Source organism: Foetidibacter luteolus (assembly GCF_009650435.1).
In the GTDB taxonomy this organism is placed as follows: Bacteria; Bacteroidota; Bacteroidia; order Chitinophagales; family Chitinophagaceae; genus Foetidibacter; species Foetidibacter luteolus.
This window is the reverse complement of sequence record NZ_VVIP01000050.1, coordinates 66,979-81,461: the sequence shown is the minus strand read 5'-3', so window position 1 is coordinate 81,461 and position 14,483 is coordinate 66,979. Positions and strand designations below refer to the sequence as shown.

Below are 14,483 nucleotides of genomic sequence, written 5' to 3'. Positions count from 1 at the left end.
TCCCTGCATTGTTTATCGGGATTTAACTGGTAAAGTTTTTTTTTGAAGGCCGTATTCCTGTATGGTGCGTTCCACGCTGAGTAAACTGATAACATGGTTTTGCTGCCTTAGTTTCTGCATGATGACGGCAGCAGGGGCATCGGGGTCCAAAAAGCGCAGCCGGATAATCTGCTGTACTATTTGTTCTGTTCTGCGGGAATTTTGGCGGGGGCCGGGTTTTTTATCCAAAAGCGCCTGGCTGCCGGATTGCCGGAATGCTTTGAGCAACTGGTAGTAGCGCTGCTCGGTATAGCCGTATTTTTCAATGCTGCGCTTCACGCCAATACCGTATACGCCTTCTATCAGCATCAGCAGTTTGCAGGAAGTGGCATCTGCCGGGTTGATGTTTAATAACTGTAAATCAATTTCCGGCAGGTTACCATGGTATGATTGTGTTGCCATAACTAAAATTATTTATGGCGGCAAAGTATTGAAAAAAATTGCCGGGATTCGTGTTATAGGATACTGAAACCTATTGCAACTTAATCCGATCAAAAAAGCCGCCAAAAATAACTTTATTAAACTCTCCCATCCCTCTTCTGAAACCAACGGAAAAAACTGCCCGTCATTAAAATGAATTGTCCCAATAAAAAAGCTGAGGTTCCGGGAGAACACTTGTACGGCTGGGTTCGCTATGCAGCTTTTCCCGCATGGCAGGCATCATCGTCAGGATCGGCGCATCACGGTTTTCATATCTTTTAATACCCTGGCATTCATGTAGCCGGTAGTATCAGACCCGGCGGATTGCATGCGCACCTTAAACTCGCATTCGTAAAAATCATTGTCTTCAAAAAAGGTTACATCCTGTACATCATATTTAGCTTTGGAGGAATCGAAATTTATTTTTTCGTACAGGTAATGTTGCATGGTACGTTTCAGGATTTTTTCTACATCATCCCTGTTGCCGGCGCTGCGGTTACAGGCTGCCAGCAGTATTGTGGCGGTAAAAATAAGCAGTGTATTTTTCATGCAGTATGGTTTTGCAATCGGGTAACCCAAATATACAAATCGGTATTGTAATCGTATTCATCCGCCGTGGTTGATTCTTTTCAACGCTTCCCTTTCGCTTAGCGCCGGTAGTTGGTTTTGTTTTACAAACTTCTGTACCCAGCCGGCATTTGTTTTGGCGTATTCCCGCAAGGCCCACCCAATAGCTTTCTGAATGAAGAATTCCTTTGAGTCTTTAAGGTTAAGTATATACCGGGAAAGCAATGCCGTATCCGTATCTTTTTTGTACGCTTTTTGAAACATAATGCTGCTGCGCTGCAGCCACATGTTATCGCTTTGGTTCCATTTACCGGTAACCGCTTCTGTTTCTCCGGCGAAGAGCTTAAAATAAGCTCCCAGCCATTCGCTGGCAATACTATCAACAGTGTCCTACCAGCTTTTATGGGTAATGCAGTACTCCATCAGTTTAACAGAAGAACGCTGCCAGTATTTTTTATAATAAGTGTAAAGCTCTATGGCGCAATATTGATATTCCCTTTCATTAAGTTGCCACAGTTGTTTTACAATTGTTTCAACTTCTTTTAAGCTATTCAACGGGTTTTGTTTTATATACGCTTTACAAAGCTCCCGCCGGGGTTTGGCAGGTATGCCAAACATCTCAAACTGGTTTAGCATGTAAGCTTTGGCCCCAACGGCACGGTCTGCATCAGCATGTTCCTGCAAAAGGCGGGATAACGGAATGATAAAGTTGTGCATGGCAATATTTGTAATCTTAAGGTATATAAAAGAAGAAAATGGTTGGTTTGAAAATTTATTGATAATGTGGATACAAAGTATAACGGAATTTTAAACATGAAATATAACAGCATTAAAAATGCATGGAAACGTAATTTGGATATAAACTGTTAGAAAGTTCCCCTGTTTTTTAATGTTGCCTTGTAAATTTTAGTATTACCTTCATCTTTGTAAAAACGGTAGACAGGTAAATAGATAGTAAAAATTATGATTACCGCTACCTTATCTGCGTAATTATCACCCACTGAAGACCAACTAAGCTATTCTATTCATTGTGTTACCTGAATGTGCATTGTTTAGTTTAATTTATAAAATTTTGTCAAACAATATTCTATGAGGAACATCTACCAGGTGTTGTGCAACATAGGCTTTCTAAAAAAAAGCTATGCAGCAAAGTTCCTTTTTATCGTTTTCGTTTGTGTTGATTTACCACTTATCTTATTTGTATCTCTTATAGCCCGGGATATTGCCGATTTCGGCATATTCAGCATTTTTTTCCTGCTGCTGTTTGTTACATTGATGGCAACCATCTTAACCATTTTTGTTATTGAACAGTTAACGGAGCCCATCAAGAAAATCCACACAACCATATCCCAGTATATAACCGATAAAAAAGTTCCTGATGAAACGGTAAAGTACGAAGACGAAATGGGTGACCTTTTAAAAATGGTAAACAAGGCTATTGTTAATATGGACACCATGATTAAAGAAAAGAAAGACTTGCTCGCCTTACTTTCCCACGACATGCGTTCGCCGATTGAGCAGATAGCGGTACTGGCCGATATTGTTCAGATGGAAGAAGATCCTGAACAGCGTGAGGAATATGCGGGCCTTATACGTATGCTGGCCACCCACCAGTTAAACTTTCTGTCCGATATCATCTTCATGTACAAGAATGACAAATTCGCCCTTACTGAACGTGACCTCAAGCAGGTATACATAAAAGAAATGCTGGACGATGTAATCAAGCGGGTAAAAACCGCCGCCCGGGAAAAGAATATCAATATTATCAACAGGGTAGATGCTGATTACATTGTAAAAATGCAGCCGGAATTAATGGCGCAGGCATTTAACAACCTGCTTACCAACGCTATAAAATTCTCCTTTAACAACAGCTCAATATTGGTGGAAAGTGAGTTTATCGCGGAGGGCATGATTACCATTAACGTAATTGACAGCGGCATTGGGTTTAACCACGAAATAAAAGAGCAATTGTTTACCAAATGCGCCGCCGGCCGTGCGGGTACGCAGGGTGAAAAATCAAATGGACTTGGCTTGTTCCTTACCAAAAAAGTAGTGGAAAAACATCATGGCGCCATAACAGCCAAAAGTGATGGGCCAAACAAAGGCTCAGTTTTTTCTATTACGCTAAAAACAGAATACAGCCCTTTTTTTTATGGCCAGGTGGAAGAGCGTCAATATGCCTAAACCCTGACTGTTAGGACTTTTCTTCCCACACCTGTACCAGGTGCACCAGTGTTTCCACTGCCTGCTCCATGTCTCTTACGCCAATCCATTCGTGTTTGCTGTGTATGGCCTGCATGCCGGTAAATATATTGGGGCATGGCAACCCCATAAAGCTAAGCCTGCTGCCATCTGTGCCGCCCCTTATAGGTTCTTTTCTTACGGTAAGGCCAGATCTTTTGTAAGCTTCTTCGGCATAAGCCGCTACCAGCGGGTGCTGGTCCAGCACTTCCTTCATGTTGCGGTATTGTTCAGTTACTGTAAAATTAAATTTGGTTTTGGGGTATTGCTTCATCACTTGCTCCACAATTGATTTCAGCAGGTTTTCATGCTGCTCAAGATTAGAGGTAACGAAATCCCTGATAATAAAATCAACGGTAGCTTCTTCCGCAATGCCTTTTATGCCAACCGGGTGTATAAAACCCTGCCTGCCACTGGTTGTTTCAGGGCTTAGTTCCTTCGGCAGCACAGCCAAAATTTCTCCGGCAATTTTCAATGCGTTCACCAGTTTGTCTTTACCGTAGCCGGGGTGTGCAATTACCCCGTAAATAGTTAACCTTACCGCATCTGCGCTAAAAGTTTCGTCTTCAAAAGTTCCGGACTCTCCGCCATCTAACGTGTAAGCAAAATCCGCTGCCAGTTTTTCAAGGTCAACATGGGCAGTGCCCTTGCCCACTTCTTCATCCGGCGTAAATAAGATTTTTATGGGGCCATGTTTTATTTCCGGGTGTGTAAGCAGGTAGTTGGCCATGTCCATAATTATGGCCACCCCGCTTTTGTCATCAGCACCCAACAGGGTAAGCCCGCTGGCGGTAATAATATCGCTGCCAATATGGGTAGCCAAATAAGGATAATCCTTTACACTTATCACCTGGCTGCCATCGTCGGGCAAAACAATATCGCTGCCGTCGTAATCCTTGTGCAGAATGGGTTTCACATGTGCGCCGCTGCAGTCCGGCGCAGTATCCACATGACTGCAAAAGCATATCACAGCAACCGTTTTTGTACTGTTGGCCGGTATGCCGGCATATACATATCCAAATTCATCGGCATGTGCATCTGTAAGCCCAATGGCTTGCAGTTCCGCTGCCAGCAGTTGCGAAAGGTTGTGTTGTTTTTGCGTGGTAGGCGCCGTGCCGGATTCGGGGTCGCTCTGCGTATCAATCTGCACATAGCGCATAAACCGTTCAGTAACGGTGTGGTTATATCCTGTAAGCATGGTAATAATTTGCTGCGGCAAAGTAAAGGCATTTGGGGGTACAGCGTCATTCGTAAAAGTCAAAAAACAGCTTCGCTGTTTTAAGGAAATAATGATGGGCCCGGCAGCAGGAACAAGCATGAGGCTTCCGTTGCGTCGCACTCTTGTACGTTCTGAATATTATTCATCTTTTTTTCCTTTTCCTTTAGGCGAAGGTGCCCGAAGGGCGCATAAGGTTCTATTCGTCATTGTGCGGCAGGCTTTTACTCACATGAAACCTGGTGCACAATGGCGAATAGAGAACAAGGCGTACAAGTGAGTGACACAACCAAAGCCTCATAGCAGCAATGCAGTCCGTCCCCAAAATATACCCCACAGTTCAGTACAGTGTCAATCTCAGGTTTCACTAATCTTGATGCCGTAAATTGCTTTTTACTACTCACTGCAAAGATTGCTATCATGAAAAAGTGCTTATTCCTGCTTGCCTTTTCTTCTGTATATTTTGTTGCGTTTGCACAGGTGGCTGTAAAAAACCTGTTGGTGGAAAATCTTGCCAATCCTGTTGGGCTGGATGTATTGCAGCCTCGTTTTAGCTGGCAACTGGTTGCTGATAAAAGAAACATTTCGCAAACAGCTTACGAAATAAAAGTTACCGATGCCAAAGAAAAAACGGTTTGGAACAGCGGCCGTGTTAACTCGGCGCAGTCTGTACATGTTACCTACGCGGGTACAGCTTTGCAACCAGGCGGCCATTATAACTGGCAGGTAAGGGTATGGGATAACGATAACAAACCATCTGCCTGGAGTGAGCAGGCAAGCTGGCAAATGGGGCTGCTGCAACCTGCGGACTGGAAGGCACAGTGGATAGAAGCGGGTTATGTGGAAGACAGCGTTATGCGGCCAAGCCCGTATTTGCGCAAGCAGTTTACTGCCGGCAAAAAAATAAAGTCTGCCACCGCGTTTATTACATCTCATGGCTTATATGAAGCATTTATTAACGGCCAGCGTGTAGGCGATGCCTACCTTACACCAGGGTGGACGAGTTATAACAAACGCCTGCAATACCAGGCTTACGATGTTACGGAAATGCTTAAGCCCGGCGCCAATGCCATTGGCGTAGCCCTTGGCAGCGGCTGGTACCGCGGCAACCTGGCATGGGCTGGCACTTTTAACCTGTTCGGTAAAACACTGGGCCTTTTAATGCAGTTGGATATTGTTTATGCGGACGGTTCAACAGCATCCGTTGTTTCTGATGAAAGCTGGAAATCTTCTACCGGCGCTGTAAGGTATTCGGAGATTTACCACGGGGAAACGCAGGATGCAAGGCTAGCAAAAGATAGCTGGGCAACGGCAGGTTTTAACGACGCCGGCTGGACAGGCGTTAAGGTAAAAGACTATCCTAAAAATGTACTGGTAGCTACTTACAACGAAACGGTTAAAAAGCATGAAACGTTTTTGCCCATCAGTATTTTCAAAACACCAAAAGGCGAACAGGTGATTGATTTTGGGCAAAACCTGGTGGGCTTTGTACAACTTAAAATAAGCGGCAAAGCGGGGGATACCATTAAAATATACCATGCCGAAGTGCTGGATAAAGAAGGCAATTTTTACACAGAAAACCTGCGTGCTGCCAAGCAGGAAAATGTGTATGTACTAAAGGGCGGCGGTGAAGAAACTTTTGAACCGCATTTTACTTTCCAGGGTTTCAGGTATATAAAAGTAGTGGGTTTTAAAACAGAACCTGCGGCTGAAAACTTTACCGCGGTGGCCTTGTACAGCGATATGAAACCGGCCGGTACCTTCTCTACTTCCAACAAGCTTATTAACCAGTTGCAGCACAATATTCAGTGGGGGCAAAACGGTAACTTTTTAGATGTTCCTACAGACTGCCCGCAACGTGATGAACGCCTGGGCTGGACGGGTGATGCGCAGGCTTTTTCACGCACCGCTTCTTTTAACCGTAACGTAAACAACTTTTTTGCCAAATGGCTTAAGGATGTAGCCGCAGACCAAAACAAACAGGGCAGCGTACCTTTTGTGGTGCCCAATGTACTTGGCGATGGCGCTGGTGGCTCTGCCGGCTGGGCCGATGCCGCTACCATTATTCCCTGGAACATGTACCTGGCGTATGCCGATACCGCCATACTGCAAAACCAATACGAAAGCATGAAGGCATGGGTGGGTTATATGCAAAACAACAGCACCAACGATTTGTGGAATAAAGGCTTTCATTTTGGCGACTGGCTGTTTTACCGTCCTTTTGACGACAATGATGGCCGCTCTGCCGTTACAGACAAATACCTTATTGCGCAGTGCTTTTATGCACACTCTACCCAACTGCTGGCCAATGCCGCTAAAGTGCTGGGCAAAACAGAAGATGTAAATACTTACACTCAATTGCTGCAAAAGATAAAAGAGGCTTTTGCCAGGGAATACATGACGCCATCGGGCAGGCTGATATCCGGCACGCAAACCGCCTATGCATTGGCGCTTAATTTTGACATGCTGCCGGAAAACCTGCGGCCACAGGCAGCCGCCAAGCTGGCGCAAAATGTGGCTGATTATGATAACCACCTTACTACCGGTTTTATAGGTGCACCTTATTTGTGCCATGTGCTCAGCCGTTTTGGCTATGATGAGGTAGCGTTTAAACTGCTGATGCAGGAAACCTATCCATCCTGGCTATACCCCGTTAAAATGGGCGCCACCACCATTTGGGAACGGTGGGACGGGCAAAAGCCTGACAGCACTTTTCAAACCCCGGGCATGAACTCTTTTAACCACTATGCTTACGGCGCCATAGGAGATTGGATGTACCGGGTTGTAGCCGGTATTGATACCTACGACGATGCCCCGGGTTACAAACACATACGCATAAAACCGCATAGTGGTGGCGGCCTTACCCATGTTACGGCTACCCTGCAAACTTACTATGGCCCGGTAACAAGTGCCTGGAGTACCACAGGTGCAGGTTTCAGTTTAAATGTTACCATACCTGCCAATACAAAAGCTACGGTTTATATACCGGCGTCATCAGCCGGTTCAGTTAAAGAGAATAATGCGGAACTGTCTTCTGTTGCAGGCCTAACGGTAAAGGGAACAGAGGACAAGTATGTGGTGGTAGAAGTGGGCTCTGGTAAGTACAGTTTTACGGTTAACTGATTGGGCAGTTGCTATTTTTTGGGGCTTTCAGCTTTTGCAGCTTTGTTATAGCTGTAGTTCCGGCTTTTCGCTGCAAGTCCTCGCCACTCGTACCTCGTGGCTGCGGGCTTTCCGCTGCAATCCGGCAGCCATTAAACGACAGAATTACTATTGGGCTTTGCCCGCAGGATAGATAAGCTGATAATTGAATAATACATTTAACCTAAAGGCCGGCATGCCGGCCTTTAGGTTAAATGTACGGATAAGCAACAAGCGCAGGCTTTTTGTAAGCATGATTACAGCATACGGTCAAGCCTGTTCAGCATTTCAATCCAGCTTGGGTGGGCGCCTGTTTTCTTCGCCAGGGCTTCTGCTACTGTCTGGTGAAGAACCAGTTTGGTTTTGCCGTTGACTTCGGTTAAGGTGATGGTTACAGTTGTCATTACAGGCCATTCCGGCGCCAGGCCAGCGTCTTCAGGTTCAATATCGTTTTCATGCTCATCGGTTACTACCATCGTAAATACAATTTTAGATGGAAAGTCACCTCCAGGTAACTGCCCTTGCACCAGCAATCGCCGTGCACAGGGTTGTAGATGCAGGAGTGGTAGCTGCCGCCTTGCCTTATATCGGCTTTTTTAAACTGTATGGTACAGCCATCCGGCGCAAACCATTTTTTTAACTGTTCGGCATCTGTCCACGCCCTAAACACCATTTCCCTCGGTGCATCAAACACATGGGTAATTAAAACGTCCTGCCCGGAAGTTATTGTTCCCGGTTGGTTACCTGTTATCATAGTTTTTAGTTTTTGTTTTCTCGTTATCCAAATGCTTTTCCAGTTGCGCAAACCTGCTTTTCCAGAAAGCTGTGCATTCATCCACCCAGGTGGCCACTTCTTTAAGGCTATCCAGCCTGGCTTCACATATCCTTTCCCGGCCTTGCTGTTTAATAACCAGCAAACCGCATTCTGTAAGAATTTTTACATGCAGCGAAACCGCCTGGCGGGTTACATCAAATTTTTCGGCTATGGCGTTAAGGTTAAGCGGCTGGTGGGCAATCATTCTTATTATCTGCCGCCTGGTGGGGTCGGCTATGGCCTGGAATACATCTCTTCTTATCTCCATTTTGCGCAAGTGTTTGCTTGCGAATATAAATGCAAGTATTTACTTGCGCAAATTTTTGTTGAAAAATGAGGATTAAAGGGATAAGTACAAAAGGTCTATTTGTCTCGAAGGGAACATTTGTGCTTACCCCACAGATATAAGCACAAAGCGTTCCTCTGGAACGCTGGTAGCACCCTGCAATGTTCTACCCACAAGGTGTTCCGCCGGAACACAGGTACAGTACTGCACTCATTCTGCTTAATCCTATAACCGGTATTGGATTAAGCAAAAAGTAACTGCTGTTAATATGGGGCGGCGCATCTTAAAGCAATCTGATAATTTTTTACCTTTCCGTACCTGAACGTTATGGAAATCTTTGCACTGCTATTGTTATCCGGCCCAGCCCTGTTTTTAATAACACGTGCCGCTTTGGGACAAAACAACCATCCAAAACCTGGCTGGCTCAAGTTTTTTTTGAGCATTCACATCATCATGATTATTCTGTATGTTATTGTATTGGTGGCATCAGAACATAATTACTATTTGAGAGGGTACCGCTCAACCAGCATATTGTTCTTACTGATGACATTAACCGGCGTAATTTTTTGGCTGCTTGACAGAAGAGAAGTTTTTGGCAGCTATTTCCGTACAGCATTGTTTGTTGTGTCACTGATATTTATGGCTTGCTCTGGTATTTTGGTTGTTGAAGTGACTCACGATTATGACAAACAATTATTTTACGAAGACGAAAAGTATCGTATGGAAAATACTGACAGAGGCATAATGGCAACCTGCCATTTGCCTGATTTATTTGTGAAGCATTTTTTATACGAGCGGAAATATACAGCAGTAAATGAAGTTGGGGTGGCATGTTTTGGGAAAGAGGACGTAAAGAAATTTAGAATGCAGCAAACCAGCGAGCATGAAGTAGTTGTAAACTATTATCTCTTGAATACAGAGATTGACCCGCTTCCGGAAATGCTGACAATTGTGTATAAAAAACCTAAGTGATGAAGGGCTCTGCAAAAAGAGACAATCCCAAACCGTCTTCAAAAGATTTATGCTGTAACTCAAATTTCATTTATATTTATTGTCGCGTAACTCAACCGATTGCTTTGCGAGAAAACTTCTTATATCAGGAACAGGATTTGCTTGCACGCCTGGCCGCCGGCGATGAAACTGCTTTAACGGTTATCTACAGGCAGTACTGGAAACCTCTCTTTATTTCTGCCTACAATGTATTAAAAGACAAGGCTGTATGTGAAGATCTGTTACAGGAAATATTCCTGCAATTGTGGGCAAAGCGGGAGAGGCTGGAAATACAGGAGTCACTGCAGGCATATCTTTTTGCCGCTACACGTTACCAGGTATTTGCGCATATTAAAAAATGCGCCGGCAGGGAAGCTGCCCTGGATAAGCTGGCGCCAAGGCTAATCATTGTAACTGCGGAAGAACCAATGCTGCAAAAAGACCTGAACAGGCAGGTGGAAAAAGTGATTGCCGGCTTACCTGAAAAATGCCGGCAGGTTTACAGGCTAAGCAGGGAAGCACACCTGTCTCACAAAGAAATAGCCGAGAAACTTTCCATCTCTCCCAAAACGGTAGAAAACCAGTTGACCATTGCGCTGCACCGCCTTCGCGTTTTTTTGAAAGAAGCCATGGCTGTTGTAGTGGCCGCGGTAATAAGCTGAAGCACCATCAGTTAACAGATTTGGTAACGCCATCCTGCTTTTTTACAAAGTAGATTTTTTTGTTCTCCAGGTAATCCGGTGCAAAAGATTGCTCTGTAAGCCTTACCGGCTCAAAATAAAATTCGTTCATTACTTTAAAGGAAGGCTCGGAAATATTGTTGAGCAGGTTGGTGCGGTGTTTTACGAGCAGTTTGGAAAAATGATACATGCACTCAAAGCCTTTGAAATACATATCGCTGGGCCGGCCAAAATGCTGCGCCCTGTAATCGTTGATGAGGCCGGCTTCAATTTTGTCTTTGCGGGAATAATTATAGGGCGTGCTATATACTATTTCTACACCAAAACAATCAGGATTATCAAAAGCTTCCTGGCTTTCCCATGTGGGGGCGCCGATAACCGTGGCCTTGTAAGATTTTGCCGCACTGATGGTTCTTACAATATTTACCCCGAACGATTCGCTGAGAGACCCGCAGACAACTACATTTTGCCGGGTACTGTCCAGCAGGCTTAGCAGGTAGCCGGGTTCAAAATTATCCGTTAGCGATACTGTTTTTAGGCTGAGCGGTTTTATTTTTTTATTCAGGCTGGCAAACTGGTTTTTGATGCGGGTTTCAAAAGCGCCGGGTTTGGTTAGGTAAATAATTTTGCTTTTAGAATAGTTTTGCTGCAGGTAATTGTACAAAGCCGAAACATGGGTGTTAATGGTTGAGTTAACTACTACAAAGAAAGGGTTGCCCGAAAGGTTGGCATCGTTGGGGTAGGTGGCGGAAATTACCGGTATGTTTTCGTTGAGTGAAAAATCTGAAACAATTTTTTGCTCGCCGGCATTGTTAAACGCGGCTATAATAAGCCCGGCGTTTTCTGCCTTTACTTCCTTCAAAACAGCAGCAATGCCGCCGCCCTTTCTTTTGGTATCATAAATAAAAACATCAACAGATGCATCATCCTGTTTAAGGGAATCCACAGCGTCCATAATACCATGGTAAAAATCCAGGCCGGGCAGTATATACCTGGGTATGTTGTTGCCGGAAAGTTTATAGCTGCTGCCATCGAAGGCTGAGTCTAAATACAGCGGCGCAAGTACGGCTACTTTTTGTTTGGGCTGGATAGCTTCTGTTTGGGCACGGCTTACAAAAAATAACAGCAGGCAGCAATGAAACAAAACAGCGTGAAGGGCGATTTTTTTCATAATCACGGTGGTGCAAATTATATGCCTATTCCCATTCAATGGTAGCGGGCGGTTTACTGCTGATATCATACACAACACGGTTTATTCCCCTTACGTTATTAATGATTTCATTGGAAATATTGGCGAGGAATTCGTAAGGCAGGTGTGCCCAGTCTGCCGTCATCCCATCTACAGATGTTACGGCCCTAAGCGCAACGGTGTACTCGTATGTTCTTTCGTCGCCCATAACACCTACGCTTTTCACAGGCAACAATATAGCCCCTGCCTGCCAAACCTTTGTATATAAATCGTATTGCTTTAACTGTTGCGTATAAATATGGTCTGCTTCCTGCAGCAGTTTAACTTTTTCTTCAGTTATCTCGCCCAGAATGCGTATAGCTAAACCGGGGCCGGGAAACGGGTGCCGGAAAATCATCTCTTCCGGTATGCCCAGCTCAAGCCCCACTTTACGCACCTCATCTTTAAACAGGTAACGCAACGGCTCTACCAGTTGCAGGTGCATTTTTTCGGGCAGGCCTCCTACATTGTGATGGCTTTTAATGGTTACAGAAGGGCCGTGAACGCTTACGCTTTCAATTACATCCGGGTAAATGGTGCCCTGCCCCAGGAACTTTACACCTTCAACTTTCGCGGCCTCTTCCTGAAAAACATCAATGAAGAGTTTGCCGATTATTTTACGTTTGGCTTCGGGGTCTGTTTTGCCGCTTAGCTCAGTATAAAAACGTTGTTTGGCATCTATACCGGTTACATTAAGGCCCAGTTTATTATAAGTAGCCAAAACTGATTCAAATTCGTTCTTGCGCAATACGCCGTTATCTACAAAAATGCCATGCAGCCTGCCGCCAATGGCTTTGCTGATGAGTGTTGCAGCAACGGTACTGTCAACACCGCCACTTAGGGCCATAATAACATGCGCATCGCCAATTTGCTGTTTTAGCTGTTCAACGGTTTCATTAACGAAGGATGCTGGCGTCCAGTTCTGGCTGCAGCCGCAAATATTAACCAGGAAATTATGGATGATTTTTTTCCCTTCTGTAGAATGATAAACTTCCGGGTGAAACTGCAGGCCATACAACGCCTTTGATGAGTTGCCATTCTTTTTAAACGCGGCAATGGGTATGCTGTCTGTGGTGGCAAGCAGTTCAAAGCCTTCCGGCAAAACGGTAATGGAGTCGCTGTGGCTCATCCATACCTGGCTATGGTCGGTAACGTTTTCCAGCAGTACATCGTCTTTTTGTTTCAGGAGTTTGGCCCTGCCGTATTCGCGTTTGTTGGATTTATCAACACGGCCGCCAAATTCTTTTGCGGTAAGCTGTGCGCCATAACAAACGCCCAGTACGGGTAGTGTTTCTATAAAGGAGGCTATATTGACTGCCGGTGCATTTTCTTCGTTAACGCTGAAGGGAGAGCCACTTAAAATGATGCCTTTCAGAGAGTTGTCGGCAACGACAGGTTTATGGTAGGGAATTATTTCGCAGTAAACATTGGCTTCGCGTACCGCCCTTGCTATAAGCTGGGTGTACTGGCTGCCAAAATCAAGAATCAGTATTTTTTCCGTCATGGCTGCGAAGGTATAGTAAATGGTGTTAAATGGAAAGCCGTTTTGGTACCGGAGGCTTAACGATTGTGGCAGGGTAGAAGGTAATGGCGCTGTTTACTTTTTTGTCCCCGGAACAAGTCCGGGACAGGCTTGACACAAAAAAGGCAACCGGAATGGGAGGTTGCGTAAAAAAAGTCAAGAAAGAAACGATATACAGCCCGTTTCTTTCTTGCGCCCTGATTAAGCTTTTTTACTACTGTAACTTCCACAATATATCTTCTATCAGCGGGCCTTGCTAAACTTGAGGATACAATAGAAATTTATTATTTCAGAAAGGTAATGCCGGTTGCGCAGGGGATGTTGGGCTATAATTGTTAGGTACGAACCTGCCTGCAAAAACAACAGCGTGTTACACTTTGGGTGAGGGATTGAAGCGGATACCCCGGTGAAGCTATTGCAGCAGTGCCTTGTGCCGGAGTATGAGCGGAAAGCCCGACCCCTTGCGATAGCTTGGGGGCACCCCCTAACGCAATTTGCTGTCTTAAGACACCAATGCCATGCAGTTTAAGTGCCTTTAGCCCTTTCTGGAATTTTAATTTATAAACGGCTTTACCGTTTACTTAATTTTACCAATTTTTGCAAGCATAAAACTCTGCAAATGAAACCAATACTACTGGGTACAGCCATTATTGCATTATTATTTTCTTCCTGCGATATTATTACGAAACGCTCTGTTAAGGGTAACGGCCAGCATACCACACAAACAAGAAGCATTGGTACGGCCGATAAAATAAAACTGCATGGCTCCATGAATATTGACCTTATTCCCGGCGATGGCCCGGGCATTAAAGTGATTGCCGATGAAAACCTGCAGGAGTACGTTGAAACAAAAAATGAAAATGGCTGGCTGGTTATAAAGGTTAAGGACGACTACAGCCTGCGTTCTGATAACGACATTAAGGTGGAAATTACCACTGCTACTTTGCGCAACCTGGATATTGCCGGCAGTGGCGACGTAAATGGCAAGGGCAAATTCTCTGGCGCTGATAAACTGGATATTGACCTTGCTGGCAACAGTGAGGTATCGCTGGAGGTTAACACCCCCTCAGTTAGCGTTAACATTGCCGGCAGCGGCGACGTGGAAATTACCGGCGAAACCCGCAGCCTGGATATTGATATTGCCGGCAGCGGCGACTTTAAAGGAGAAAAACTGATGGCTGAAAAAGCCAGTGTTAGCATAGCCGGCAGCGGTAATGCTGAAATATTTGCTGATAACGAATTGAAGGTTGATGTAGTTGGCAGCGGCGATGTTTATTACAAAGGCAACGCCACCGTAAAATCTAACATTATGGGCAGCGGCAAGGTAGAAAAAAGGTAA

At 44.9% G+C, this 14,483-nt stretch carries 11 protein-coding genes and 2 pseudogenes; 5 read left to right on the top strand and 8 right to left on the bottom strand.

Going from position 1 to position 14,483, the window contains the following annotated elements; genetic code table 11:
* Window positions 1-12: 12 nt before the first annotated feature.
* The 3 genes and pseudogenes from F0364_RS16135 to F0364_RS29240 form a co-directional block, all read right to left on the bottom strand.
* The gene (locus F0364_RS16135) at window positions 13-441 is read right to left on the bottom strand and encodes a helix-turn-helix domain-containing protein (RefSeq protein WP_153798833.1); all 429 of its coding nucleotides are present in this window, start codon (window positions 439-441) and stop codon (window positions 13-15) included.
* 264 nt (window positions 442-705) lie between these two features.
* On the bottom strand, window positions 706-1,008 hold the full coding sequence (locus F0364_RS16130; protein ID WP_153798832.1) for a hypothetical protein: 303 nt from the start codon (window positions 1,006-1,008) through the stop codon (window positions 706-708).
* A gap of 57 nt (window positions 1,009-1,065) precedes the next feature.
* Window positions 1,066-1,743: pseudogene (locus tag F0364_RS29240) on the bottom strand (DNA alkylation repair protein).
* A 372-nt stretch (window positions 1,744-2,115) separates the two neighbouring features.
* Here F0364_RS29240 and F0364_RS16115 point away from each other — a divergent pair.
* On the top strand, window positions 2,116-3,210 hold the full coding sequence (locus F0364_RS16115; RefSeq protein WP_153798829.1) for a sensor histidine kinase: 1,095 nt from the start codon (window positions 2,116-2,118) through the stop codon (window positions 3,208-3,210).
* A gap of 10 nt (window positions 3,211-3,220) precedes the next feature.
* Here the strand turns inward: F0364_RS16115 and pepT are convergent, their stop codons facing one another.
* Window positions 3,221-4,465, bottom strand: a complete 1,245-nt coding sequence (gene pepT, locus F0364_RS16110; protein ID WP_153798828.1) for a peptidase T — start codon at window positions 4,463-4,465, stop codon at window positions 3,221-3,223.
* Window positions 4,466-4,903: 438 nt separating this feature from the next.
* On the opposite strand from pepT, the gene F0364_RS16105 reads away from it, so the two are divergent.
* The gene (locus tag F0364_RS16105) at window positions 4,904-7,606 is read left to right on the top strand and encodes a family 78 glycoside hydrolase catalytic domain (RefSeq protein WP_153798827.1); all 2,703 of its coding nucleotides are present in this window, start codon (window positions 4,904-4,906) and stop codon (window positions 7,604-7,606) included.
* Window positions 7,607-7,881: 275 nt separating this feature from the next.
* Here F0364_RS16105 and F0364_RS29235 read toward each other — a convergent pair.
* Together F0364_RS29235 and F0364_RS16095 are read right to left on the bottom strand one after the other, a co-directional pair.
* Window positions 7,882-8,297: pseudogene (locus F0364_RS29235) on the bottom strand (SRPBCC family protein).
* Between the two features lie 67 nt (window positions 8,298-8,364).
* On the bottom strand, window positions 8,365-8,706 hold the full coding sequence (locus tag F0364_RS16095; RefSeq protein WP_153798826.1) for an ArsR/SmtB family transcription factor: 342 nt from the start codon (window positions 8,704-8,706) through the stop codon (window positions 8,365-8,367).
* 408 nt (window positions 8,707-9,114) lie between these two features.
* On the opposite strand from F0364_RS16095, the gene F0364_RS16090 reads away from it, so the two are divergent.
* A complete protein-coding gene (locus F0364_RS16090) occupies window positions 9,115-9,696 on the top strand; it encodes a hypothetical protein (protein ID WP_153798825.1) in 582 nt (193 codons plus the stop codon).
* Between the two features lie 104 nt (window positions 9,697-9,800).
* On the top strand, window positions 9,801-10,376 hold the full coding sequence (locus F0364_RS16085) for an RNA polymerase sigma-70 factor (protein WP_207632714.1): 576 nt from the start codon (window positions 9,801-9,803) through the stop codon (window positions 10,374-10,376).
* Between the two features lie 7 nt (window positions 10,377-10,383).
* Here the strand turns inward: F0364_RS16085 and F0364_RS16080 are convergent, their stop codons facing one another.
* Together F0364_RS16080 and guaA are read right to left on the bottom strand one after the other, a co-directional pair.
* On the bottom strand, window positions 10,384-11,565 hold the full coding sequence (locus F0364_RS16080; protein WP_153798823.1) for an ABC transporter substrate-binding protein: 1,182 nt from the start codon (window positions 11,563-11,565) through the stop codon (window positions 10,384-10,386).
* 25 nt (window positions 11,566-11,590) lie between these two features.
* The gene (gene guaA / locus F0364_RS16075) at window positions 11,591-13,126 is read right to left on the bottom strand and encodes a glutamine-hydrolyzing GMP synthase (protein ID WP_153798822.1); all 1,536 of its coding nucleotides are present in this window, start codon (window positions 13,124-13,126) and stop codon (window positions 11,591-11,593) included.
* 637 nt (window positions 13,127-13,763) lie between these two features.
* Between guaA and F0364_RS16070 the strand changes: the two genes are divergently transcribed.
* Complete coding sequence (locus F0364_RS16070; protein ID WP_153798821.1) at window positions 13,764-14,483, top strand: head GIN domain-containing protein; 720 nt, start codon at window positions 13,764-13,766, stop codon at window positions 14,481-14,483.

What these genes read in the sequence shown, in the direction of transcription:
- F0364_RS16135 (WP_153798833.1), bottom strand. Translation starts at nt 441, where the DNA reads ATGGCAACACAATCATACCATGGTAACCTGCCGGAAATTGATTTACAG.
- F0364_RS16130 (WP_153798832.1), bottom strand. Translation starts at nt 1,008, where the DNA reads ATGAAAAATACACTGCTTATTTTTACCGCCACAATACTGCTGGCAGCC.
- F0364_RS16115 (WP_153798829.1), top strand. Translation starts at nt 2,116, where the DNA reads ATGAGGAACATCTACCAGGTGTTGTGCAACATAGGCTTTCTAAAAAAA.
- pepT (WP_153798828.1), bottom strand. Translation starts at nt 4,465, where the DNA reads ATGCTTACAGGATATAACCACACCGTTACTGAACGGTTTATGCGCTAT.
- F0364_RS16105 (WP_153798827.1), top strand. Translation starts at nt 4,904, where the DNA reads ATGAAAAAGTGCTTATTCCTGCTTGCCTTTTCTTCTGTATATTTTGTT.
- F0364_RS16095 (WP_153798826.1), bottom strand. Translation starts at nt 8,706, where the DNA reads ATGGAGATAAGAAGAGATGTATTCCAGGCCATAGCCGACCCCACCAGG.
- F0364_RS16080 (WP_153798823.1), bottom strand. Translation starts at nt 11,565, where the DNA reads ATGAAAAAAATCGCCCTTCACGCTGTTTTGTTTCATTGCTGCCTGCTG.
- guaA (WP_153798822.1), bottom strand. Translation starts at nt 13,126, where the DNA reads ATGACGGAAAAAATACTGATTCTTGATTTTGGCAGCCAGTACACCCAG.
- F0364_RS16070 (WP_153798821.1), top strand. Translation starts at nt 13,764, where the DNA reads ATGAAACCAATACTACTGGGTACAGCCATTATTGCATTATTATTTTCT.